This window comes from Pseudomonas sp. GW704-F2 (assembly GCF_059423025.1).
The window spans coordinates 40,968-63,462 of sequence record NZ_JBWKXO010000018.1 but is presented as its reverse complement, the minus strand read 5'-3'; the positions used below and the strand labels follow the sequence as shown (position 1 = coordinate 63,462).

The following is a 22,495-nucleotide window of genomic DNA, read 5'->3' as shown; positions in this document are numbered from 1 at the left end:
CGAAAAATTCACCCGAACGGATAAGGTGAAAGAGTTGTCATTGGTCTTATTGCTGACATTTTTCACTTGAGTGGGCGCTATAAGAAGGTGAAAACTGCGCCAAAGCCTGCGCTTTTTGCCAATCGGGGCGATTACCGAACCACTTGCCTGAGTATCGGATTGAAACTATGACCAAAACTGCCAGTTCCGCGATTCCGGTGTTCAAGCTGTACGGGGAAAACCAGCAATGGCCGACGCCGGATTTGTTGCACTGCGAAACGATTTCCCGACGCAGCCGGGACTACCAGTGGGAAATCCAGCCCCACCGGCACGCGGATCTGTGCCAGTTGCTGTACGTCCACCAAGGCCAGGCGCAACTGGAAATCGAAGGCCAGCGCACCACCCTCAACGAAGCGACCTTGCAGGTGCTGCCGCCGCTGTGTGTGCACGGATTCCGGTTTGCGGAAGATGTCGAAGGCTACGTGCTGACCCTGGCGGCACCGCTGGTCAGCCACCTGCAAGCGCAATTGGGCGCAACGGTGGACGGCCTGCAGGTGCTGGGCAGTTACCCGGCAGGCAAGGACAGCGACTATCTCAACAACCTGTTCGCCCGCCTGCAGGACGAATACGCCGATGAGCAGCCGGCCCGGGACATGCTGATGCACGCCCTGGTCAGCGTGCTGCTCGTATGGATCAGCCGCCAGGCCATCCAGCGCCGTCACCCGCGGGCACCGCGTGGGCGCGAGTATTTCCGGCGCTTTACCCAATTGGTCGAACAGCATTATCGCGAACACCCGAAGATTGAAGACCTGGCCCACAAGCTGGGTATCTCGGTCTCACACCTGAACGGCACATGTCGGGAGTTGGGTGGGCAACCCGCGCTACAGATCATGCACGACCGCCAATTGCTGGAAGCCAAGCGCCTGCTGACCTACACCAGCATGACCATCAATGAAATGTCGGAGGTATTGGGCTTTTCCGACCCGACCAACTTCTCGCGGCTATTCCGCCGCCGGGTCGGGTTTTCGCCCAAGGCATTTCGCGAACGACTCAAGGCCGAAACACCCGAGGATTAAACGCGAGATCGTCCTTGGTCGGCCATTAGCGCAACGCGCTGAAACTGCCGGTGCGCGGAATGCATTGATCCTGATGGCAACTGATCGCAAAGCTCGGCTGCATGCGGGCCTGCTCGACGCGATAGGCGGCGGTGCCGTACAGCGCGCTGACCAAGGCGCAAAGGATGAAAATTTTCAGGTACTTTCTGGTTTTGACGGTCATGGCACAGACCTCTGAAGGACCTACTCGGTGCTGTTTAAAGCATAGGTCAGCCAGGGCGAGTTGCCATTATTGGACGCCATTCAACATCTGTATGTCGGGTCACAGGCCCCGGTCCCACTCCGGCGTTTCCGGAAACCTCAGCACCAGGAAATCCAGGAGGCTACGCAGCGCCGACGGCATGTGTTTGCGCGACGCGTACACCGCGTAGATATTCATCTGCCGCGGTTCGGCCGCGGGCAACAGGCGCACCAGTTCGCCACGGCGGATGTGCTCGCCGGCCTGATAACTGGGCAACATCGCCACCCCCGCCCCGGCGAGCGTCACGCGTAACAGCGTGCTGGCTTCGTTGGCGGTGATATTGCCGTGGACCGGCACCGAAACGTGTTCGCCGCCTTCCTCGAAATGCCACAGGCTTTTGCCGAAGTACGAGTGGGTCAGGCAGTTGTGTCGCGCCAGGTCCTCGACCTTTTGCGGCGCCGGATGCTCAAGCAGGTAGGCCGGGGTCGCGCACACCACCGAGCGACAGACCGTCAGGCGCCGCGCGATCAGGTTGGGGTCCAGGTCGTTGCTGGTGCGGATGGCCAGGTCGATGCGCTCATCCACCAGGTTGACCGTGCGATCGAGCATCTGCAGGTCGACCGTCACCAAGGGGTAGCGCCTGACGTATTCGGCGATGGCCTCGGCCAACTGCGCCTGGCCGAACGAGGTGCTGACACTCAGGCGCAGCAGGCCACGGGGCGCGTCATCCGGTTCGCTGACGGCGGCCTGCATGTCGCCGCACAGTTCCAGCAATTGCCGGCAACGTGGCAGGGTTTCCCCGCCGGCAGCCGTCAAGCTGAGTTTGCGCGTGGTGCGATGCAGCAAGCGCGCGCCGACCCAGTCTTCCAGCTCGGCCAGGTAGCGCGAGACCACCGGGCGCGACAGGTCCAGATGGTCGGCGGCGGCGGACTGGCTGCCCAGATCCACCACCGTCACAAACACGCGCATTGCTTGAAGACGATCCATGATCTGCCCGATTTTAGAAACAAACTATGTCCCAGCATCGCATTTTTTGTGGTGTTTGGTGCAACTAAGCTCTGTGCATCCCTTACCGATTGCCGGAGTTGCCCGATGTTGTCCACCCTCAAGCGCCTGACCCTGGCGACCGCCGCCCTGGCCTTCGCCGTCCAGGCGGCCGCTGCCGAGCTGACCCTCGACGTGTACAACCCCGGCGAGGCCGCGATCTTCCCGGTCAGTTCGGTGCTGGTCAGCGGCGCGAAAGACGCGATCCTGGTCGACGCGCAGTTCGGCAAAAGCCAGGCCGAACACCTGGTGCAGAAGATCCGCGCCAGCGGCAAACACCTGACGACCATCTACATCAGCCACGGCGACCCGGACTACTACTTCGGCCTCGACACCCTGACCGCCGCATTCCCCGACGCCAAGGTGCTGGCCCCGCAAGCGGTGGTCGACCACATCAACGCCACCGTCGCCGGCAAACTGGCGTTCTGGGGCCCGAAAATGGGCGCCGACAAGCCAGGCAAAACCATCGTGCCGCAGGTGCTCGACGGCCACCGCCTGACGCTTGAAGGGCAACCGCTGGAAGTGATCGGCCTCGACGGCCCGCAGCCGGACCGCAGCTTTGTGTGGGTGCCGTCGATCAAGGCCGTGGTCGGCGGTGTGGTCGTCGCCGACAACATCCACCTGTGGATGGCCGATACTCAGAGCGCGCAGTCCCATAAAGACTGGCTGGCCACCCTGCAACGCATCGCCGAACTGCAGCCGCGCACGGTGGTTCCGGGGCATTTCCTCGGCAGCCCGTCGCTGCAATCCGTGGCCTTTACCGCCGACTACATCCAGGCCTTTGACGAAGAAACCGCCAAGGCCAAGGACTCCGCCGCCCTGATCGCGGGGATGAAAAAGCGTTACCCGACCCTCGCCGACGAAAGTTCGCTGGAACTGAGCGCCAAAGTCGCCAAGGGCGAAATGAAGTGGTGAAGCGTTTCAAACCTTAACCGTACTGGAGAATGTCATGAGCAAGATCGCAATCATTGGGGCCACCGGCCGCGCCGGTAGCCAACTGCTGGAAGAAGCGCTGCGACGCGGGCACAGCGTCACCGCCATCGCGCGCAACACTGACAAGCTCGCCGTGCGTCCTGGCGTCAGCGTCAAACAGGTCGATGCGCTGGATGCCGAGGCCTTGCAACAGGCCATCAGCGGCAGCGATGTGGTGATCAGCGCGGCGCATTTCGCCACCCTGCCCGCCAGCGCGGTGATCGGCCCGGTGAAAAAAGCCGGGGTCAAACGCCTGCTGGTGGTGGGCGGCGCGGGTTCGTTGCTGCTGCCGGGCGGCACTCGGGTGATCGACAGCGAGGGTTTCCCAGAGGCGTACAAGGCTGAAGCCAGTGCCGGCGCGACGTTCCTCGAGGCGTTGCGTCAGGAGCAGGAACTGGATTGGACCTTCCTGTCGCCATCGGCCGAATTCGTTGAAACCGAGCGCACCGGCACCTTCCGCCTGGGCCAGGATGATTTGCTGGTGAGCCGCGAAGGCCGCAGCTGGATCAGCTTCGCCGACTTCGCCATCGCGATGATTGATGAAGTGGAAACACCGAAGCATTCGCGCCAGCGTTTCACCGTCGGTTACTGAGCCAACACGATCCACCTGTGGGAGCTGGCTTGCCGGTTCCCACAGGTGGATCTTCAGCGTTACGCCTGTTGCGCCTGGTTAACCAACCACTCCATCAACGCGTCAAGCCCGGCGGACGGCTTTGTCCCCGGCGGATACACCAGGTAATAACCCATCCCCGTCGGCACCCGCAATTCAAACGGCATCACCAAGCGCCCCGCGCTCACATCCTCGCCAATCAGCGCGCTGTCGCCAATCGCCACGCCTGAACCCTGGGACGCCACTGTCATGGCCAGATCCAGCGTCTCGAAATGATGGCCCTGGCTCACATTGCTCAAGCGCGTCTTCGCCGCTTTCAGCCATAACGCCCAGTCCCGCTCGTCCCGCGTGGGGTGCAGCAGCACCTGTTGCTGCAGGTCTGCTGGCGTATTCAGCGCGCCCAGCAAGGCCGGCGCGCACACCGGGGTGAGTTGTTCGTCGAACAGATGCCGAGCCTCGGCCGACTGTTCGGCGCTGGGTGCATAGATCACCGCGGCATCGAATTGCTCGCGACGAAAGTCCACGGTGTAGGCCACGGTCGTGGTCAGCTCCACCGGCACATCCGGGCGCTCCCGCTGCCATTGCATCAAGCGCGGCAGCAGCCAGCGCATCACGCAGGTGGAAGCCTTGAGCTGCAGGGTGTCGCGGCGGCGGCCGATCTGCTCCAGCGCGTCACCGATCAGGCCGAAGACCTGCTGCACCCGCAGCGACCACTCGCGGCCTTCTTCGGTCAGGCTCAGGCCCCGCGCCTGGCGCTGGAACAAGGCATAGCCCAAGTGGCTTTCCAGCCCGGCGATCTGCCGGCTCACCGCGCCTTGGGTGATGTGCAACTGCGCGGCAGCGTGGGTGAAGTTGCAGCACTGGGCGGTGACCCAGAAGGTGTGCAGCGCGGGCAGCGGCGGGAGGCGTTTCATAGGGCAAGCAGCCATGACGTGAGGACATGGCTAGTATGACTTTTTATCGATTGTTGCCGCTACGGGCCAGCCGGTCCAATACCGCCTCACCTCAACCTGAGAGCGACATGTATGGCGACCTGCGGCGAAGTATTGGTCAAGCTCCTGGAAAGCTACGGCGTGGACCAGGTGTTTGGTATTCCTGGCGTCCACACCGTGGAGTTGTATCGCGGCCTGGCGCGCTCGAACATCCGCCATGTCACCCCGCGCCACGAACAGGGCGCGGGTTTTATGGCCGATGGCTATGCGCGCACCAGCGGCAAGCCCGGCGTGTGTTTGATCATCACCGGCCCCGGCATGACCAACATCACCACGGCCATGGGCCAGGCCTATGCCGACTCGATCCCGATGCTGGTGATCTCCAGCGTGCAGGCGCGCAGCCAGCTGGGCGGCGGGCGCGGCAAGTTGCATGAACTGCCGAACCAAAGCGCGCTGGTCGCCGGCGTGGCGGCGTTCTCCCACACCGTGATGTCGGCAGCAGAATTGCCCGGCGTGCTGGCGCGGGCGTTTGCACTGTTCCAGGCAGGGCGCCCGCGCCCGGTACACATCGAAATCCCGCTGGATGTGCTGGTGGAAAACGCCGATGCGTTGCTCGGCACCTCCCCCATCAGCGTGGCGCGTGCCGGAGCGGCGCCAGTGGCGGTCGCGCAGATGAGCCAACGGCTCGCCGCCGCCCAACGCCCGCTGATCCTGGCCGGCGGCGGCGCCATCGAGGCCGCCGCGGCGTTGACCCGCCTGGCCGAAACCCTCGGTGCCCCCGTGGCGCTGACCATCAACGCCAAAGGCCTGCTGCCCGCGGCCCACCCGCTGCTGATCGGCTCGACCCAGTCCCTGCTCGCCACCCGCGCCCTGGTCGCCGAAGCCGATGTGGTGCTGGCGATCGGCACGGAGCTGGCGGAGACCGACTACGACGTGACCTTCGCTGGCGGTTTCGAGATTCCCGGCGCACTGCTGCGCATCGATATCGACCCCGACCAGACCGTGCGCAATTACCCGCCCGAGCTGGCCTTGGTGGCCGACGCGCAGATCGCCGCCGACGCCTTGCTCGCCGAACTCCAGCGCCAGCCGCTGGCGCCTCGCCACAGTGCCTGGGGCGCCCAGCGCGTCGCCCGCCTGTGGGCCGAATTGACGCCGACCTGGGACGCCGCCACCCGCGCGCAAACCCGCATGCTCCACACGGTGCTGAAGGAACTGCCCGGCGCGGTGCTGGTGGGCGACTCCACGCAGCCGGTGTACAGCGGCAACCTGACCCTGAACCTTGACCACCCGCGCCGCTGGTTTAACGCGTCCACCGGCTACGGCACCCTGGGCTACGCCCTGCCCGCGGCCATTGGTGCCTGGTTGGGGCGTGGCGATGGCCAGCCGGTGGTGTGCCTGATCGGCGACGGCGGGCTGCAATTCACCCTGCCGGAACTGGCCAGCGCCGTGGAGGCGCGCACGCCGATCATCGTGCTGCTGTGGAATAACCAGGGCTACGAGGAGATCAAGAAGTACATGGTCAACCGGGCCATCGAACCGGTCGGCGTCGACATTTACACGCCGGACTTCATCGGCGTGGCCACGGCCCTCGGTTGCGCCGCCGAACGCATCCAGGGCCTGGACGCACTGCGCGTGGCCTTGCGTGCCGCCGCGGATCGCCAGGGGCCGACGCTGATTGAAATCGACCAGGAACGTTGGATGCAGGAGGTAGCGGTATGAGTGCGGTCGTAAACGGTGTGTATATCGATGGTGCGTGGCGTGCGGGCCATGACGTGTTGGACGTGATCAACCCGGCCACCGAGGAAATACTCGCCCAGGTCAGCGTCGGCGATGCCCGCGCCGTGACCCAGGCGGTCGACGCCGCCAGTGCGGCGTGTGTCGGCTGGTCGCAGAGCACCGGCCGCGAGCGCGGCGCCCTGCTGCGCAAAGTGGCTCAAGGCGTGAGCGAGCAGCGCGAGCCGTTGATGCGTGTACAGTCGCGCAACAGCGGCAAACCGTTGTTCGAAGCGGGAATCGATGTGGACGATGTCATCGCCACCTTCGAGTACTACGCCGGTCTCGCCGAGGCGCTCGACGCCGAGCAAGACCACGCGGTGGCGCTGCCCACTGATGCCTTCAGCGCCCGCCTGCGCCGCGAGCCCTGCGGCGTGGTGGGGCTGATCGTGCCGTGGAATTTCCCCATGGTCACCACCGCCTGGAAACTCGCCCCGGCGCTGGCCGCCGGCTGTTGCGTGGTGCTCAAACCGTCGGAAGTGACGCCGCTGGCGGAGTTGCAACTGGCGCAGATCATCGCCGCGGCCGGCTTCCCGGCGGGGGTGTTCAACCTGGTCTGCGGCACCGGCTTGGCCGTGGGCGCCCCGCTGGCGGCGGACCCTCGCGTGGCGAAGATTTCCTTCACCGGCAGCAATGCGGTGGGCGTGCAGGTGATGCAACGCGCCGCCGAAACCGTCAAGGGCGTGAGCCTGGAACTGGGGGGTAAATCCTCGCTGCTGGTGCTGGAAGATGCCGACCTCGACCTGGCACTTGAGCTGGCCTGTGGAGGTGGCTTTTTCAACGCCGGGCAGATGTGTTCAGCGACCAGTCGTGTGCTGGTGGCAGACAGTCTCGCGGATGAATTCCTACAGCGTTTAACTGCGCGGGCTGAAGGGATTCGCGTCGCCGACCCATTTGCCGACGACGTGGAAATGGGCGCGTTGATCAACCGCGCCCAGTACCAACGGGTGTTGGCGCATATCCAGCGCGGCGTGCAGGACGGTGCCCGCTTGCTGTGCGGCGGCGAGCGCCCGGCGCACTTGGCGAAGGGCTATTTCATTCGCCCCACGCTGTTCACCGACGTGCCGCTGGACAGCGCGTTATGGCGGCAAGAAATCTTCGGCCCGGTGCTGTGTGTACGACGCTTTACCACTGAGGCCGAGGCCATCGCCCTGGCCAACGACAGCGATTTCGGCCTGGTGGCCAGCGTGGTCAGCCGCAACGACGAAACCGCCGCACGCGTGGCCAATGCCTTGCAGGCCGGCATGGTGTGGATCAACGCGCCGCAGGTGATCTTCCCGCAAACGGCGTGGGGCGGTTACAAGCAGAGCAGCATCGGCCGCGAACTGGGTCCGTGGGGGCTGGCGACGTTTCAGGAGATCAAGCATGTAATCCGGTCTAACTGACGACGCAGCCACCCTATGGAATGTGGACCAATGTGCGGTATTTCAGTTAACTGCATTTTTTAGATAGCCCCTGCGACTTTCTCATTTGCCCCACTCCCCCGCCCGTGGCCTGATTCGCCCTTGTTCACTCAAGGCAGGCCCATGGAAAACGTTCACGCAAAACCCACCACCGCCGTGTGGCTGATGATCAGCGTCGTGCTGGTCGCGCTTAACCTGCGCCCGTCGATGGCGGCCGTAGGGCCGTTGTTAGCGTCGATTCGCGACGAGGTGCCGTTGAGTTTCAGCAGCGCGGCGCTGCTGACCATGTTGCCGGTCATGGCCATGGGCCTGGCGATGTTTTTCGGCATGGGCCTGGCCAAGCGCTTCGGCGAACATCGCAGCATTGCGGTGTCGCTGCTGGTGATCGGCGTGGCGACGCTGTCGCGGTTGTTCCTCGATTCGGCTCTGGAGTTGATCGTCAGCGCCATCGCTGCGGGGGTCGGCATCGCGATGATCCAGGCGGTGATGCCGGCGCTGATCAAGTCGCGCTTCAGCGCTGACGTTTCATTGTTCATGGGCTTGTACGTCACGGCGATCATGGGCGGCGCGGCGCTGGCGGCGTCGTTCTCCCCGTTCGTGCTGGTGCAGACCGGTAGCTGGCGCATCGGCCTGGCGATCTGGGCGGGGCTGGCCGTGCTCGCCCTGGTGTGCTGGTCCGCCCAGCGTGCGGCGCTGCCGGTTCTGCCCCAGGCAGGTTCTGACAAGCAGGAAGGATTTTTCGGCAACGGTCGCGCCTGGTTGCTGGCGATCTTTTTTGGCCTCGGTACAGCCTCCTACACCTGCGTACTGGCGTGGCTGGCGCCGTACTACGTAGAACAAGGCTGGAGCGAACAGCATGCCGGTTTGCTCCTGGGTTTCCTCACCGCGATGGAAGTCATCTCGGGCCTGGTCACCCCCGCCCTCGCCAACCGCCGCCGGGATAAACGCGGAGTGTTGGCCGTGTTGCTGGTGCTGATCATCCTCGGGTTCTGCGGCCTGATCCTCGCGCCCCAACACCTGAGCCTGCTGTGGCCCTGCCTGCTCGGCCTGGGCATCGGCGGCCTGTTCCCGATGAGTTTGATCCTGTCCCTCGACCACCTCGACCACCCGCGCCGCGCCGGTAGCCTGACGGCGTTCGTGCAAGGCATCGGTTACCTGATTGCCGGCCTGTCGCCGCTGATCGCCGGGATGATCCGCGATCAGTTGGGCAGTTTCGAATGGGCATGGTGGTCGCTGGCGGCGGTGATCGGGGTGATGCTGCTGATCGTCACGCGCTTCAATCCGAAGCATTACGCAGACCACATCCGCTGACGTCGTGTTGCAAACACTTTTTGTCCCACGCACAACACTGAAACACCCTACAGAGCTTTCTATTGGCACTCCCGTTCCGTTAAGCTTTTGCCCTTGTCGCGCGCTGCCACAGTGCCAAGGCTTACCGGATGGAATGGATGCTAAACAGTAACTTGCTCAGAAAGCTCGATATGCAGGATTTGATGGTGTTTATCGCCGTCTACGACCAGAGCAGCGTTACCGAGGTGTCAGAAACGCTGTTCGTCAGCCAGTCGACCGTGAGCTACAGCTTGAAGAAGCTGCGCACCAGCTTCGAGGATGAGCTGTTCATCAACACGCGGGCGGGTATGCGTCCAACGTACAAGGCCAGCACCATGTACGGCCATGTGCAGAAAATCCTCGAAAGCATCAACCTGTGCCACGCCGGTGGCCAAGCCTTTGACCCCACCCAGAAAGCCGTGACCTTCAACGTGTGCGCCCCGGAGTATTTCGAGCAACTGATCCTGCCGCGCCTGTTGAAACACTTCGACCGCGCGAACCTGCCGGTGATCGTCAATGTGCGCAAGCTGGAAACCGAGATCCCTGCCGACGACCTGCGCGAAGGCCGCCTCGACCTGGTGATTTGCTTTGGCCCGCACTTTCACCGCGCGCATAAAGACTTCAAGACCCAGATGTTGCTGGAAGATGATCTGGTGTGTGTCTTCGACAAGCGTGCGGCGCCCCGCGAGGCGGCGTTCAGCCTGCAGTCGTTCGTCGAGCGGCGCCACGTGTTTCCCACGCCGTGGACCTCCGACACCAACATGGTCGACGGCTGGCTGGCGCGTCAGGCCCACAAGCGCCAGGTGGTCGCACGCGCCAACAGCTATGGCGCGGCGTTGAAGATGATCACCGGCACCGACTTCATCGTGACCCTGCCCCGCCGCGTCCACAAACTGCTGGCCCCGGCGTCGGTGTTCGGCCACTGCGAGGCGCCCCACGGGTTGCCGGGGTTAACCCTGGATATGCAGTGGAACGAAACCAGTGAACAGGACAGCGCCAATACCTGGTTCAGGGAGCAGGTGGTCAAAGTCTGCGCTGAACAGGGATTACTCTGACCTTACGCATCGACGGTTGTGGTGGATGGAAGCGCTCAGCCGATCGCGACCTTACTGTAGGAATCGCGATCGATATCCAGCAATTCGACACTCAGTTGCACCTGCACACCTTCCGGCCATGGCCCAAGTTCCTGCACCACGGCCAGCAGGCTTTCTGACAGCTGCTTCTTGACCTGCGCCGAGCGTCCACTGAGCAACGCCAGGCGCACGGCGACAAAACCCCGCGGGTTCATGCCGGTGCCCACGCGAAAACTCTCGACCTTGAGTGAACGACTCTTGATATCCAGCTCGGCGCCAAACTGACCGGAGGCCACCAATGCATGGTTCAGACGCAACAGGGCCTTGTCGGTGTCCAGTTGCGTCAGGTTGGCGGTGTATTCCAGGTGCAGGTGTGGCATGGGAGTCTCCGAAGTATCGATAGGAAGATTCCTAGATATACCACGGATAAAAGCATCAGACCTTTTTCGCCAGCCCGCGGTCGCTCATGAACGCCTCCAGCCGCGAACGCACCCAGCGCTCGGCCGGATCGGTGTCCACATGGCTGAGCCAGACCATGGACAGATCCAGGGTCGGCGTCTCGAATGGGTAGGGCTCACAAAACAGATTGCCCGACAGCGTCATGGCTTCGGCGGTGTAGTCCGGCAGGCTGGCGATCAGGTCGGTGCCGGCCAGCAGCGCCGGCAGCGCGCTGTATTGCGGCACCGACAGCACCACATGGCGCTTGCGCCCGATTTCCGCCAGCCACTCATCGGCAAACCCGGATACGTTGGCGGTGTGGGACACCAGCACATGGGGCCGCGCACAATATTCATCGAGGGTCAGCGGCCGGTCGGACGCGTCGGCGCGCAGCAAGCGCGGGTGGATATGGCGCAGCAACTTGCGCTTGGCATTCGCCGGCAGGCCACGGGTCTGGGTGATGCCGACGGTGATATCACCGGATGCCAGCAGATCGGGAATCCGCCAGTAATCCACATGCTGCACCACGAACACCACCTTCGGCGCTTCCTGGCGCAAGGCGCGCAGCAACGGCGGCAACAGGCCGAACTCGACGTCATCGGACAGGCCGATCCGGAAGGTCATGGTGCTGACGGACGGGTCGAAATCGTGGGTCAGGCTCAGCGCCGATGAAAGAGAGTCCAGGGCCGGCGACAGGTGCCGGATGATTTCCTCGGCCCGTGCGGTAGGTTCCATGCGGTGGCCGACCCGAATAAACAGCGGATCATTGAACAAGGTGCGTAACCGGTTGAGCGCCGAACTGATGGTCGGCTGGCCGAGAAACAACTTCTCCGCCACCCGCGTCACATTGCGTTCGAGCATCAGTGCCTCGAAGACCACCATCAGGTTGATGTCGGCCTTGCGTAATTCATTGCGATTCATCGGCACCTGCCCTTTCCCCACGACAAGCCGCAGTTTAGAAAGCCCGAGGGGCTGCGTCTATGCGCGCACTGTTCATTGGGCGGCTTTACGACTATATATTCAGCTCTTCACGGTCGCAGGAACACTATCGTGCTGGTTATTCTCGCCGCGGCCTTCCTCCTGGCCGGGTTCTGCATCTGGGTCATCCAGTTTATCGCGCACCCCACCGCCCGCACGTTGTTGCGGGTATTCGTCGGCCTGTGCCTGGCGGCGGTGGTGGCGTACCTGGTATTGGCGTCGGGTTATCCTATTTCGTTGCTGGTCTCATAACGACCCGAGGGGCCGGCGCCTGTTCCTGGCCCTGGCGCAAACGCAGCGCGGCCAACGCCGCGACCACCAGCACCACGGCAATCACCTTCAGGCCATTCATCGCGTTGCCGGTACTCATCTCGATCATGCCCATCACCGACGGCCCGACAAACCCGCCCAACAGCCCGCAGGCATTGACGAAACCCAGCCCGCCCGCCAAGGCGACGCCCTTGAGACGCGAGGCCGGGTAGAGGAACACAATCGACTGCACCACAAAAAACATCACTGCCGACAGACAAAAGCCCAGCAGGCTGAACACCGGCCCCGACACCGACGCGATGCCCAACCCCAGCGCCATGGTCAGCAACCCGCTGATCAACAGGCGCCGCGCGCGGGTGGGTGTGGTCGCAAAACGCGGCAGCCACACTGCGCCCAAGGCGGCGGCGATCCAGGGCAGCGAGGTCAGCAACCCCACGCTCATGGTGCTCAATTCACCGTATTTGCTGATGATGCTCGGCAGGAAAAAGATCACCGTGTAGACCGTGATCTGATGGCAAAAATACACAAAGATCGCCAGCAGGATCTGCGGGGTCAGCCAGTTTTTCAACGCGTGGCCGCCCTCCCCGGCGCCTTCCTCGGTTTCCTGGGCAATGCGCTGTTCGATACCCTGCGCTTCCGCCGCCGTCAGCCACGGCGCCTGGCTCGGGCGGTCCGGCAACTTGCGCCACACCACCCAGGCGAACGCCACCGCCGGCAAGCCTTCGAGCAGGAACATCCACTGCCAGCCATGCCAGCCGAGCAGCCCGTCCAGGCGCATCAACGCTGCGCCCACCGGGCCACCGATGATGTTGGCAAAGCACACGCCGAGCAGGAAATAGCCGGTGGCCCGTGCGCGTTGTTCGCGGTTGAACCAGTAGGTCAGATAGAGCATGACCCCGGGAAACAGGCCCGCTTCGGCGATGCCCAGCAGCAGGCGCAATACGTAGAACGAGGTCTCGCCCTGCACAAACGCCATGGCCGCCGAGATCAGGCCCCAGGTCACCATGATCCGCGCGATCCAGAAGCGCGCGCCGACTTTGTGCATGATCAGGTTGCTGGGGATTTCCGACAGTGCATACGTGAGGAAGAACAAGCCCGCGCCCAGCCCGTAGGCCGCGGCGGAGATGCCCAGGTCGACGTCCAGGTGGTGCTTGGCCAGGGCGATGTTGGTGCGGTCCAGAAAGCTCAGGATGTAGGCGATGATCAACAAGGGCATCAACTTGGCGAACATCAATTTGTTCAGCACCTGCGGTTCGCGGGCCTGGGTGGCGGTAGTCATCGGGCAGTTCCTCCTGGCGCCCCGCCAGCGCGGCTGGGGGGCGCATCAATGTTGTTCTAGGGTTCGAGTTGCACAACCAACGCCTGCGGGCGATGGGAAAACAGTTGCAGCAGCGCGCCGCCCAGGGCGCAGCCGGCCATCACGAAAAAGCACACGGTGTAGCCATGCAGCGTGGTCCAGCCGCCGCCCATCGCGATCAGGCTGCCCATCAACACCGGCGCCAGGCCGCCGCCGATGAACATCGCGGTGGTGATGATGCCGTTGGCCGTGGAGGTGGCCGACGGCTCGGCCGAGTCGCAGGCCACCGCGTAGTAGATCGGCCAGACCGCATTGGCGACCAGGCCGAACAGCAACTGCACGACGATGATCAGGGTCAGGGTGCTGGCGAAGTAGAACGCGCCGACACTGGCGGCCATCCACAGCCCGCAGATGATCAGGGTGGTACGGCGGCCGATGATGTCCGACAACGACGGCCACACCAGTTGCCCGAGAATCCCGGTCAGGGTGAACACCACGCTCATCCCCGCCGACTGCGCCAGCGACAGCCCGACGATGTTGTAGAGGTAGGCCGGCAACACGATATTCACGCCCATGTACACCACCTGCGTGAGCAGGGTGTTCCCCGCCGTCAACGCGATATTGCGGTTGCGCAGGGTGGCGACAAAGGTGCGCCAGGCGTCGCCCTTGATCTGGCTGGCCGGGGCATTGTCCGGTGGCGTCATGCCTTTGGCGGCGATGTCGACGTACAGCGCGGTGATACGTTCGGCCGTGGAATACCGCGCCCAGAAGATCATCAGCGGCAAGGCCACCACGAAGGCGAAGAAGAACACGTAGCGCCAGTTGTCCTCGCCGAAGGTGCTGATCACAAAGCTGGCGACGATGCCGCTGAGCATCGCGCCGATCGGGTAACCGGTGTGGTGCGCGCCAAGGGCAAAACCGCGGCGTTCCACCGGCCACCATTCGGCGGTGTTGCTCACGCCCACCGGTTCGCCCCAGCCCGCGCCGAGGTTGACCCCGACACGCAGGGCGATAAACGTCGCGAGGTTGCCGCTCAACGCCTTGAACCCGGACAGAAACGAGATCGCCGTGTAGCCCAGCACCAACGGCACCTGGAACCGCGCGCGCTTCCAGCCGCCGCCGTAGCGGTCGCTCCACATCGAACCCGGGATATCCAGCAGGGCCAGGGCGAGCATGATCACCGTGGCCACGGTGCCCCACTGATCGGCGGACAAATCGAAATGCTTGGAGATGGTCGGCCCCAGGCGCAACACGATCTCACGGTCGTAGGCGTTGAGAATCCAGATCATCCAGCAAACCAGCAGCGACACCCAGGAATGCCGGTGAATGCTGCGCAGCGACGCTTTTTTTAAAGTTGCCATGGGCCTCTCCAGGCGCGCGAGGGCGCGCACTGACACAAGGTTGCGAAGGAATGTTGCTGATCGAACACACGCGCTAGCTGGCGAACCGTCGCTCGGCTATTCCTTGCACGCCCAACCCGGTAATGGCGAACAGCGCGCCGCGCTGCTGGCCGTCGTGCGGAAAACGCGGCAGCGGCGGCTTGGCCATGGAGGTCACAAACAGGGTGTCGAGGTTCGGCCCGCCGAAGGTCAGGCTGGTGACCTTCTTCACCGGCATTTGGATGATCCGGTCGACGTGACCATCGGGGGTGTAGCGCACCAGCTTCCCGGCATAGACCAGGGCCTGCCACAGGCAACCTTCGGCGTCCACGGTGCAACCGTCCGCGGCGCCGCCACCCGAGGTGTCGACCTTGGCGAAGGTGCGCCGGTTGCTGACATTGCCGCTGGCGAGGTCGTAGTCATAGGCCCAGATATCGCCCGACCAGGTGTCGCAAAAGTACAAGGTGTCACCGGACGGGCTCCAGCACGGGCCATTGGAAACGATGATGCCTTCGTCCAGGGTGTGCAGGCGCAGGTCCGGGTCCAGGCGGTAGAGTCTGGCGCTGGCGCGGTCTTCCTGGGTGTCCATGGAACCGAAGACAAAGCGGCCCTGGCGGTCGACCTTGCCGTCGTTGAGACGGTTGTTCGGCAGGTGCGGTTCAGGGTCTTCGATCAGCGCCAGTTCGCCACTGGCCAGGTCCAGAGTGTGTACGCCATTCTGCAGGGCGACGATGGCCGCCGCGCCGTTGTGGCGCAGGGCCATGGAGCCGATTTTCTGGCCCACGTCCCAGGCACGCAGTTCGCGGCCGTCGTCGGTGCAACGCAGGATGCGGCCGTCGGCGCTGTCGATCCAATACAGCCGTTGTTGTTCGACGTCCCACACTGGGCCTTCGCCCAGGGTGGTCTTGACGTCCACAAGCACTTCGATACGCATGGTGTGATCCCCTTATTGTTGTTGTGCGGGATTCGGGCCGCGCCAGCACGCGGCCGTGTCGTCGGTTAGAAATTGACCTGGTCACGCCCCTTGAGCCCGAGGATGTCCCGCGCTTCATCCGGCGTGGCGACGCGATGGCCGAGGGCTTCGATCACGCTGCGAATGCGCCGTACCTGATCGGCGTTCGAAGCGGCCAATTTGCCCGGCCCGTCCCACAACGAATCTTCCAGGCCGACCCGCGCATGGCTGCCCATCGACAAGCCCATGGTCGCCAGCGGAATTTGCCCACGCCCGGCACCGAGGATCGACCACACATAATCGTCGCCAAACAGGCGATCGGCGGTACGACGCATGTGCGCCAGGTCTTCCGGGTGCCCGCCGATGCCGCCGCGCAGGCCGAACACCGATTGGATGAACAGCGGCGGCTTGAGCAGGCCACGTTCCAGGAAGTGCGCGGCGGTGTAGAGGTGGCCGATGTCGTAGCACTCGATCTCAAAACGGGTGCGGTTCTCGGCGCAGGAATTGAGGATGTGGGCAATGTCGCGGAAGGTGTTGCGAAAGATCCGGTCGTCACTCTCTTCCAGGTATGGACGCTCCCAGTCGTGCTTGAACTCGGTAAAGCGGTTGAGCATTTCGTACAGGCCGAAGTTCATCGATCCCATGTTCAGCGAGGCCAATTCCGGCTTGAACTGCATCACCGGCTGTAGGCGTTCTTCCACGCCCATGGTCGGCGCGCCACCGGTGGTGATGTTGATCACCACGTCGCTGGCGGCCTTGATCTGCGGCAGGAATTCGGCGAACAGCGCGGGGTCCTGGCTGGGGCGGCCATCGTTGGGGTCACGGGCATGCAGGTGAACAATCGCCGCGCCGGCTTCGGCGGCGCCGATGGCGGCGGCGGCAATTTCCTCGGCAGTGATGGGCAAATGCGGCGACATCGACGGCGTATGGATGGCACCGGTCACGGCACAGGTAATGATCACAGGACGTTTTTTGGACATGACGATTCTCCGACTTTTATTCTTATGAAAAAAATCCTGGGTACAGCTCGGGGTTCTTCCTTGGCGACTGGCGCCGCGTCCTACAGGTACTCGACGTTACCGTCGACACTGATCGCCTGGCCGGTCACGTTGCGGGCGGCGGGCGAACAGAGGAACAGCGCCATGGCCGCGACGTCTTCGGCGGTGACCATGCGCTTGAGGGAAATTTTGTTGAGGTATTCCTGGCGCATCTCGGGTTCGGGTACGCCGACCTGCTCGGCACGGGCGCGAATCACCGCGTCCATGCGCGGGCCTTCGACGATGCCGGGCAGCAAGGCATTGACGCGGATGTCACTCTCGCCCAACTCCGAGGCCAGGGATTTCATCAGGCCGACAATCGCCCACTTCGTCGCCGCATACGGCGTGCGCCACGCGTAGCCCAGACGCCCGGCCACCGAGGCGATATGCAACAGATGGCCGTGGGACGATTGCTTGAGCATCGGCACCGCATGGTGGGCAAAACGGTATTGCGCGGTCAGGTTGATGTTGATGGTGGCTTGCCATTCGGCGTCGCTGATCGCGTCGATACCGCCAGTGGGGCCGGCGATGCCAGCATTGTTGACCAACACGTCGAGGCCGCCGAAATGCTCGCGCTGCACCTCGAACACCGCCGCGATCTGCGCGGCATCACTGACATCGGCGCGGGTGGCGACGCTGCCTGGGTATTTGTCGCGAAACGCCGCCAGAGCCGGTTCGCTGACATCACACACATGCACCTGGGCACCGGCTTCCAGGTACGCCGCGGCCAACACTTCACCGATGCCGGCAGCCCCACCGGAAATCAATACACGTAACCCAGGATAGGGCTGTAGCCGCTGTAGGACACTCATGCACGTTTACCTCCTGAAGCAGACGACCGCGAACGGTCGTTCTTGACGAGCAGGCGCGCCAGGGAATCGGCGGCCTGCATGATGTCATCGGTCACCGCCGCCCGTGCGCCGGCACCGTCGCGGGCGGCCAGGGCTTCGACGATGCGCGTATGCGCCTCCATCGAGCGTTGCAGGTGAGCTTTATCGGGGGCGACCAGGGCAAAGCACGGCCCCATGTGCAGCCAGAAATTCTCCACGGCGGCCATGGTCAGCTCGGCCTGGGCCACTGTGTAAATCCGGCGGTGGAAGGCGAAGTTGGTCCACAGGTAGCGCGACACATCGACTTCGTCGGCGGCGTGCTGCATTTGCTGGCACAGGTCGGTGATTTCGTCGAGGTCGGCTTTTTTCAGGAGCAATACCGCCTTCTCGGCCAGCAAGCCTTCCAGAGCAACCCGCGCATCGCGGATTTCGCGCAGGCGCTCGACTGTCATCATGCGGACCCGCAGACGCGAGGTTTCGGTGACTTCAAAGGCGTTTTCGGCGCTGAGGCGTTGCAGGGCTTCGCGCACCGGCATCGGGCTGGAGCCGAGCGCTTCGGCCAGGCCACGGATGGTGAGTTTCTGGCCAGGCTGGAAACGGCCACTCATCAACGCTTCGCGGATCTGGCGGTAGACCTGGTCTTGCAAGGTATCGCGGGACACCTGGCGCAGGGTGGGCAGGAGGAGCGGACCATCTGTCATGAGGCAAACCTGTGTTGTGGTTCTTATGCCTCCAATATGTGATCACAAATCAAATATGTCAAATAGTTTGCCTCTTCCCGAGAAACGCCCGTTGCACATGTGGGAGCGGGCATGCCCGCCCCCACCGATCACGCATCAGGGTTTCAGCGGAATTTCCCGATCCCGCTCCGAAAGCTCCGTGCCGTCGTCGGGATGCTTCCAGGTCTGCGGCTTTTCTTCCTCCAATTGCCGCCTGCGTCGCTCCTGCTCCCGTTCGTCCCGCTGTTTCTGTTCGTCAGTCATAGGCACCCCCGACCGTAAGAATTGGTTACGCCTGCAAGCATAGAACAAGGACGCCGCCGTGGGTCTGCACCGACCACTGATAATCAAAACGCATCAATAGATCAAAAATATTCACTTATCATTTCTAAATGTGTCAGCCACTATCCTTGGCCTTAAGCGAAACAAGCACTTTAAAAAGAACGCTGGAGACACAAAAGCATGACTAGCCCTACCCGCCCTGACTCTGCCCGTTCGAAAATTGGTGCGGTTTTCCGCGTTACTTCGGGTAACTTCCTCGAACAGTTCGACTTCTTCCTGTTCGGCTTCTACGCCACCTACATCGCTGCCGCGTTCTTCCCCGCCGCTAATGAGTTTGCGTCATTAATGATGACCTTTGCCGTGTTCGGCGCGGGCTTCCTGATGCGTCCGTTGGGTGCGGTCATCCTGGGTGCCTACATCGACGATGTGGGGCGGCGCAAAGGGTTGATCGTGACCCTGGCGATCATGGCCAGCGGTACGCTGCTGATCGTGCTGGTGCCGGGTTATCACACCATTGGCCTGTGGGCTCCGGCGCTGGTGTTGCTCGGTCGTCTGCTGCAAGGCTTCTCGGCCGGTGCGGAACTGGGTGGGGTGTCGGTGTACCTCGCTGAAATGGCTACCCCCGGCCGCAAAGGTTTCTACACCAGCTGGCAGTCGGGCAGCCAACAGATCTCCATCGTGGTCGCCGCTGCGCTGGGCTATGGCCTGAACGTGTGGATGCAGCCGTCGGTCGTGGCCGACTGGGGCTGGCGCATTCCGTTCGCCGTCGGTTGCGTGATCATTCCGTTCATCTTTGTGCTGCGGCGCAACCTTGAGGAAACCGAAGAGTTCGCCAACCGCAAACATCGCCCGAGCATGCGTGAAGTGCTGGCGACCCTGGCGAAAAACTGGTCCGTGGTCATCGGCGGCATGTTGATGGTGGCCATGACCACCACCGCGTTCTACCTGATCACCGTGTACGCGCCGACCTTCGGCAAGACCGTGCTGCAACTGACCACGTCCGATGCGTTGCTGGTGACCCTGTTGGTGGCGATCTCGAACTTTGTCTGGCTGCCCATCGGCGGCAGCCTGAGCGACCGCTTCGGGCGCAAACCGGTGCTGGTCGCAATGACCGCGCTGACGGTGCTCACGGCTTATCCGGCGTTGTCCTACGTGGTAAACGCTGCGAGCTTTGCGCATATGCTGGAAACCCTGCTGTGGTTCTCCTTCCTGTACGGCATGTACAACGGCGCGATGATCCCGGCGCTGACCGAAATCATGCCGGTGGAAGTGCGCGTGGCGGGCTTCTCCCTGGCCTATAGCCTGGCGACTGCGATCTTCGGCGGTTTCACTCCGGCGATCTCCACCTGGTTCATTCACATCACCGACGACAAAGCTTCGCCGGCCTACTGGTTGATGTTCGCCGCCCTGTGCGCCCTGTGCTCGACCCTCGCGCTGTATCACCGCGCCAATACCCGCGGGCAAGTCATGCTCGAGGCGGCGCAATGAAAGCGCTGTCGCAAACCCTGACGGCCCTGGCCCTCGGCGCCCTGGCACTGACGGCCCAGGCCGAACAACTCAAGGTGATGACCTCCGGTGGCTTCACCGCTGCCTACAAGCTGCTGGGCCCGCAATACACCCAGCGCAGCGGCGACACCCTCGACACCGTCCTCGGCCCGTCCATGGGCAAGGCGCCGGAAGCGATTCCCAACCGCCTGGCCCGTGGCGAACACGCCGATGTGGTGATCATGGTCGGCTACGCCCTGGATGAGCTGATCAAACAGGGCAAGGTCGACAAAGCGTCCCGCGTGGAACTGGCGGATTCGCGGATCGGCCTGGTGGTGAAAGCCGGCGCGGCCAAACCGGCCATCGGCACCGATGCCGAACTCAAAGCGGTGTTGCTCAAGGCCAAGTCCGTGGCGTATTCGGACAGCGCCAGCGGCGTGTATGTCGAGAAGGAACTGTTCAAGAAACTCGGCATGCCGGCCAAGGGCACCATGATCGAACGCATCCCCGTGGCCGAACAGGTCGCCAAGGGTGACTACGAGGTGGGCTTGCAGCAGGTGGCGGAACTGTTACCGGTGCCGGGGGTGACTTACGTCGGCAAGATCCCTGAAGACGTGCAATCGGTGACGCGCTTCGCCGCGGGTATTCCGGTCAACGCCGAACACCCGGCGCAGGCCAGGGCGCTGCTGCACTACCTGGCCTCGCCCGAGGCGCAACCAGTGGTGCAATCCACCGGCCTGGACTCGGTATCACGCTGACCGAAACGGCAGCTCCCGCACCAACCGCTCCAACTCCAGCGCCGCTGGCGGCAACGTCCGCCCGCGGCGCTTGATCAAGCCCACATTGCGCATCACCTGCGGTTCCACCAGCGGCACACTCAGCAGGATCGGGTGTTCAGTGCCCGGCATGGCAATCGACGGCACCATCGCCACACCCAGCCCCGCCTCGACCAAGCCGATCATGGTGGTCACGTGGTGCGTCTCGCAGATACTCGGCTTTTTCACCCGCACGCCGCGCAGGGCCTGGTCCAGCAGAAAACGGTTGCCCGAGGTTTTGTCCACCGTGATGTAGTCATGCTCGTAGGCCTCGGCCCAGCTCACGCTGGCGCGCTCGGCCAGCGGGTGATCGCGGCGGCAGGCCAGCACATAACGCTCCTGAAACAGCAACTCGAACTCCACCTCATCGGCCAGGCTGCCGCTGAAACTCACGCCGAAATCCGCCTCGCCGCTTTCCACCGCATTGCACACCTCGCCGGCACTGGCATCCAGCACCCGCAGGCGAATCTTGGGGTAGAGCTTGTGGAATGCCGAGATCACGTGAGGCATGAAGTAATACGCGGTGGACGGCACACACGCGATGGTCACATCGCCCATCCGCGTGGAGGCGACGTTGCTGATGCCCATCAGCGCGATGTCGAGGTCGTCGAGGATACGCTCGACCTGCGGCAGGAAGGCGCGCCCGACCATGGTCAGGCTGACGCGGCGCGTGGTGCGCTCGAACAGCTTCACGTCGAGGGCGGTTTCGAGCTTTTCGATGCGCCGGCTTAGCGCCGGCTGCGAGATCCGGATGGCATCGGCGGCGCCGCGAAAACTACCTTTGTCTACTACGGCGCGAAAGGCTTGGAGGTCGTTGAGGTCGAAGTTGATGATCACGGTAGGAAGCCAGTGGGAATCGGGATGGAGGGCATTATCGTATGGCAGGTGACGGGGCGCCATGTGCGTAAGGACCGGCGCCCGGATACGCCAGGTTGTCAGCATGAAACTGCGCAGTATGGCGCGTTTCGACGGCCTGCGAACCTGTCAGGAATGACAGTACCGCTGGTCTAGCGCAGTGTTGACGACGGGCTGGCGCGGGGCTTTTATTAAGCATGTCGCACTGCGTCGGTGCGCAGTAGGACATCAGGGTTTAGAGGATACGAACAATGAGCGACAGACAGAACGGCACGGTGAAGTGGTTCAACGATGAAAAAGGCTATGGGTTCATCACTCCGGATAGCGGGGCTGACCTGTTCGTACACTTCAGGGCGATTGAGGGCACTGGATTCAAATCATTGAAAGAAGGGCAGAAAGTCAGCTTCGAAACGGTAAAAGGGGAAAAAGGCATGCAGGCGGACAAAGTCCAATTGATCAGCTGATAAGCCTGCGACTCACCGCGTCACCCCGCCCACCCTGGGCCATGTATTGCACTGAAAATGGAGAACGGCCATGTCCAGAAAGACTCCACAGACTGCAATCTTCATCAGCAGCGAAACTGCCGCCCACGATGCACAGGACGTTTTCTTTCGCAGCAGCACCGCCCAGGGTGGTCGGGTGCTGCGCGAAGGGCAAACCGTCACCTACGAATTGGAACGGGGGCCGGGGGGCGAGTGGCAAGCGGTCAATATCAGGATCGTGGAAGAACCGACGCTGAATTAGCGC

At 63.1% G+C, this 22,495-nt stretch carries 25 protein-coding genes; 12 read left to right on the top strand and 13 right to left on the bottom strand.

What is annotated here, in order from left to right; all coding sequences use genetic code 11:
• Positions 1 to 167 precede the first annotated feature (167 nt).
• Positions 168 to 1,055 carry a helix-turn-helix domain-containing protein gene (locus tag AC07W0_RS16800; protein ID WP_046490390.1) on the top strand — a complete coding sequence of 296 codons (888 nt, stop codon included), beginning with the start codon at positions 168 to 170 and terminating at the stop codon, positions 1,053 to 1,055.
• Between the two features lie 25 nt (positions 1,056 to 1,080).
• On the opposite strand, the gene AC07W0_RS16795 is transcribed toward AC07W0_RS16800, so the two are convergent.
• A complete protein-coding gene (locus tag AC07W0_RS16795) occupies positions 1,081 to 1,257 on the bottom strand; it encodes a hypothetical protein (protein WP_017848735.1) in 177 nt (58 codons plus the stop codon).
• Between the two features lie 99 nt (positions 1,258 to 1,356).
• Positions 1,357 to 2,262, bottom strand: a complete 906-nt coding sequence (locus AC07W0_RS16790; protein WP_032804836.1) for a LysR family transcriptional regulator — start codon at positions 2,260 to 2,262, stop codon at positions 1,357 to 1,359.
• Between the two features lie 105 nt (positions 2,263 to 2,367).
• Between AC07W0_RS16790 and AC07W0_RS16785 the strand changes: the two genes are divergently transcribed.
• Positions 2,368 to 3,234: an MBL fold metallo-hydrolase gene (locus AC07W0_RS16785; protein WP_102617692.1), complete on the top strand. Its 867-nt coding sequence runs from the start codon at positions 2,368 to 2,370 to the stop codon at positions 3,232 to 3,234.
• A gap of 34 nt (positions 3,235 to 3,268) precedes the next feature.
• Positions 3,269 to 3,883: an NAD(P)-dependent oxidoreductase gene (locus tag AC07W0_RS16780; RefSeq protein ID WP_017848732.1), complete on the top strand. Its 615-nt coding sequence runs from the start codon at positions 3,269 to 3,271 to the stop codon at positions 3,881 to 3,883.
• A 59-nt stretch (positions 3,884 to 3,942) separates the two neighbouring features.
• Here AC07W0_RS16780 and AC07W0_RS16775 read toward each other — a convergent pair whose 3' ends face one another.
• On the bottom strand, positions 3,943 to 4,815 hold the full coding sequence (locus tag AC07W0_RS16775) for a LysR substrate-binding domain-containing protein (protein WP_102617691.1): 873 nt from the start codon (positions 4,813 to 4,815) through the stop codon (positions 3,943 to 3,945).
• Between the two features lie 111 nt (positions 4,816 to 4,926).
• On the opposite strand from AC07W0_RS16775, the gene AC07W0_RS16770 reads away from it, so the two are divergent.
• The 4 genes from AC07W0_RS16770 to AC07W0_RS16755 all read left to right on the top strand — a co-directional run bounded on the left by AC07W0_RS16770 (position 4,927) and on the right by AC07W0_RS16755 (position 10,393).
• Positions 4,927 to 6,552, top strand: coding sequence for a 5-guanidino-2-oxopentanoate decarboxylase (locus tag AC07W0_RS16770; protein ID WP_102617690.1), 1,626 nt, complete (start codon positions 4,927 to 4,929; stop codon positions 6,550 to 6,552).
• Positions 6,549 to 7,991 carry an aldehyde dehydrogenase family protein gene (locus AC07W0_RS16765; protein ID WP_102617689.1) on the top strand — a complete coding sequence of 481 codons (1,443 nt, stop codon included), beginning with the start codon at positions 6,549 to 6,551 and terminating at the stop codon, positions 7,989 to 7,991. The genes AC07W0_RS16770 and AC07W0_RS16765 overlap by 4 nt, the downstream gene beginning before the upstream one ends.
• A 141-nt stretch (positions 7,992 to 8,132) precedes the next feature.
• Entirely contained in the window at positions 8,133 to 9,320 is a 1,188-nt protein-coding gene (locus tag AC07W0_RS16760) for a cyanate transporter (protein WP_102617688.1), read from the top strand.
• 137 nt (positions 9,321 to 9,457) lie between these two features.
• Positions 9,458 to 10,393, top strand: a complete 936-nt coding sequence (locus AC07W0_RS16755; RefSeq protein ID WP_102617709.1) for a LysR family transcriptional regulator — start codon at positions 9,458 to 9,460, stop codon at positions 10,391 to 10,393.
• A 35-nt stretch (positions 10,394 to 10,428) separates the two neighbouring features.
• Here the strand turns inward: AC07W0_RS16755 and AC07W0_RS16750 are convergent, their stop codons facing one another.
• Positions 10,429 to 10,791: a 5-carboxymethyl-2-hydroxymuconate Delta-isomerase gene (locus AC07W0_RS16750; protein ID WP_017848726.1), complete on the bottom strand. Its 363-nt coding sequence runs from the start codon at positions 10,789 to 10,791 to the stop codon at positions 10,429 to 10,431.
• A 55-nt stretch (positions 10,792 to 10,846) separates the two neighbouring features.
• Positions 10,847 to 11,770, bottom strand: coding sequence for a LysR substrate-binding domain-containing protein (locus AC07W0_RS16745; RefSeq protein ID WP_017848725.1), 924 nt, complete (start codon positions 11,768 to 11,770; stop codon positions 10,847 to 10,849).
• A gap of 129 nt (positions 11,771 to 11,899) precedes the next feature.
• Here AC07W0_RS16745 and AC07W0_RS16740 point away from each other — a divergent pair, with 129 nt between their 5' ends.
• Positions 11,900 to 12,079: a hypothetical protein gene (locus AC07W0_RS16740; protein WP_017848724.1), complete on the top strand. Its 180-nt coding sequence runs from the start codon at positions 11,900 to 11,902 to the stop codon at positions 12,077 to 12,079.
• Here the strand turns inward: AC07W0_RS16740 and AC07W0_RS16735 are convergent.
• From AC07W0_RS16735 to AC07W0_RS16705, 7 genes are all read right to left on the bottom strand, one after another.
• Positions 12,057 to 13,376 (bottom strand): MFS transporter, encoded by a 1,320-nt coding sequence (locus AC07W0_RS16735; RefSeq protein ID WP_017848723.1) that lies wholly within the window; start codon positions 13,374 to 13,376, stop codon positions 12,057 to 12,059. The two genes, AC07W0_RS16740 and AC07W0_RS16735, sit on opposite strands and share 23 nt — an antisense overlap.
• 56 nt (positions 13,377 to 13,432) lie before the next feature.
• Positions 13,433 to 14,755, bottom strand: coding sequence for an MFS transporter (locus tag AC07W0_RS16730; protein WP_017848722.1), 1,323 nt, complete (start codon positions 14,753 to 14,755; stop codon positions 13,433 to 13,435).
• A gap of 73 nt (positions 14,756 to 14,828) precedes the next feature.
• Positions 14,829 to 15,707, bottom strand: a complete 879-nt coding sequence (locus AC07W0_RS16725) for an SMP-30/gluconolactonase/LRE family protein (protein WP_102617687.1) — start codon at positions 15,705 to 15,707, stop codon at positions 14,829 to 14,831.
• 65 nt (positions 15,708 to 15,772) lie between these two features.
• The gene (gene kce, locus AC07W0_RS16720) at positions 15,773 to 16,705 is read right to left on the bottom strand and encodes a 3,5-dioxohexanoate:acetyl-CoA acetone transferase (RefSeq protein WP_017848720.1); all 933 of its coding nucleotides are present in this window, start codon (positions 16,703 to 16,705) and stop codon (positions 15,773 to 15,775) included.
• A gap of 80 nt (positions 16,706 to 16,785) precedes the next feature.
• Positions 16,786 to 17,574: an SDR family oxidoreductase gene (locus tag AC07W0_RS16715; RefSeq protein WP_026140238.1), complete on the bottom strand. Its 789-nt coding sequence runs from the start codon at positions 17,572 to 17,574 to the stop codon at positions 16,786 to 16,788.
• The gene (locus AC07W0_RS16710) at positions 17,571 to 18,293 is read right to left on the bottom strand and encodes a GntR family transcriptional regulator (RefSeq protein WP_017848718.1); all 723 of its coding nucleotides are present in this window, start codon (positions 18,291 to 18,293) and stop codon (positions 17,571 to 17,573) included. The genes AC07W0_RS16715 and AC07W0_RS16710 overlap by 4 nt, the downstream gene beginning before the upstream one ends.
• A 135-nt stretch (positions 18,294 to 18,428) precedes the next feature.
• The gene (locus tag AC07W0_RS16705) at positions 18,429 to 18,575 is read right to left on the bottom strand and encodes a hypothetical protein (RefSeq protein WP_017848717.1); all 147 of its coding nucleotides are present in this window, start codon (positions 18,573 to 18,575) and stop codon (positions 18,429 to 18,431) included.
• 198 nt (positions 18,576 to 18,773) lie between these two features.
• Between AC07W0_RS16705 and AC07W0_RS16700 the strand changes: the two genes are divergently transcribed.
• Both AC07W0_RS16700 and AC07W0_RS16695 read left to right on the top strand, forming a co-directional pair.
• A complete protein-coding gene (locus AC07W0_RS16700; RefSeq protein ID WP_046490376.1) occupies positions 18,774 to 20,081 on the top strand; it encodes an MFS transporter in 1,308 nt (435 codons plus the stop codon).
• A complete protein-coding gene (locus AC07W0_RS16695; protein WP_102617686.1) occupies positions 20,078 to 20,836 on the top strand; it encodes a substrate-binding domain-containing protein in 759 nt (252 codons plus the stop codon). The genes AC07W0_RS16700 and AC07W0_RS16695 overlap by 4 nt, the downstream gene beginning before the upstream one ends.
• Here AC07W0_RS16695 and AC07W0_RS16690 read toward each other — a convergent pair.
• A complete protein-coding gene (locus AC07W0_RS16690) occupies positions 20,828 to 21,730 on the bottom strand; it encodes a LysR family transcriptional regulator (RefSeq protein ID WP_017848714.1) in 903 nt (300 codons plus the stop codon). The two genes, AC07W0_RS16695 and AC07W0_RS16690, sit on opposite strands and share 9 nt — an antisense overlap.
• 269 nt (positions 21,731 to 21,999) lie before the next feature.
• Here AC07W0_RS16690 and AC07W0_RS16685 point away from each other — a divergent pair, with 269 nt between their 5' ends.
• The gene (locus AC07W0_RS16685; RefSeq protein ID WP_017848713.1) at positions 22,000 to 22,212 is read left to right on the top strand and encodes a cold-shock protein; all 213 of its coding nucleotides are present in this window, start codon (positions 22,000 to 22,002) and stop codon (positions 22,210 to 22,212) included.
• 70 nt (positions 22,213 to 22,282) lie between these two features.
• Positions 22,283 to 22,492: a cold-shock protein gene (locus tag AC07W0_RS16680; protein ID WP_017848712.1), complete on the top strand. Its 210-nt coding sequence runs from the start codon at positions 22,283 to 22,285 to the stop codon at positions 22,490 to 22,492.
• The last annotated feature ends 3 nt before the right edge of the window (positions 22,493 to 22,495 follow it).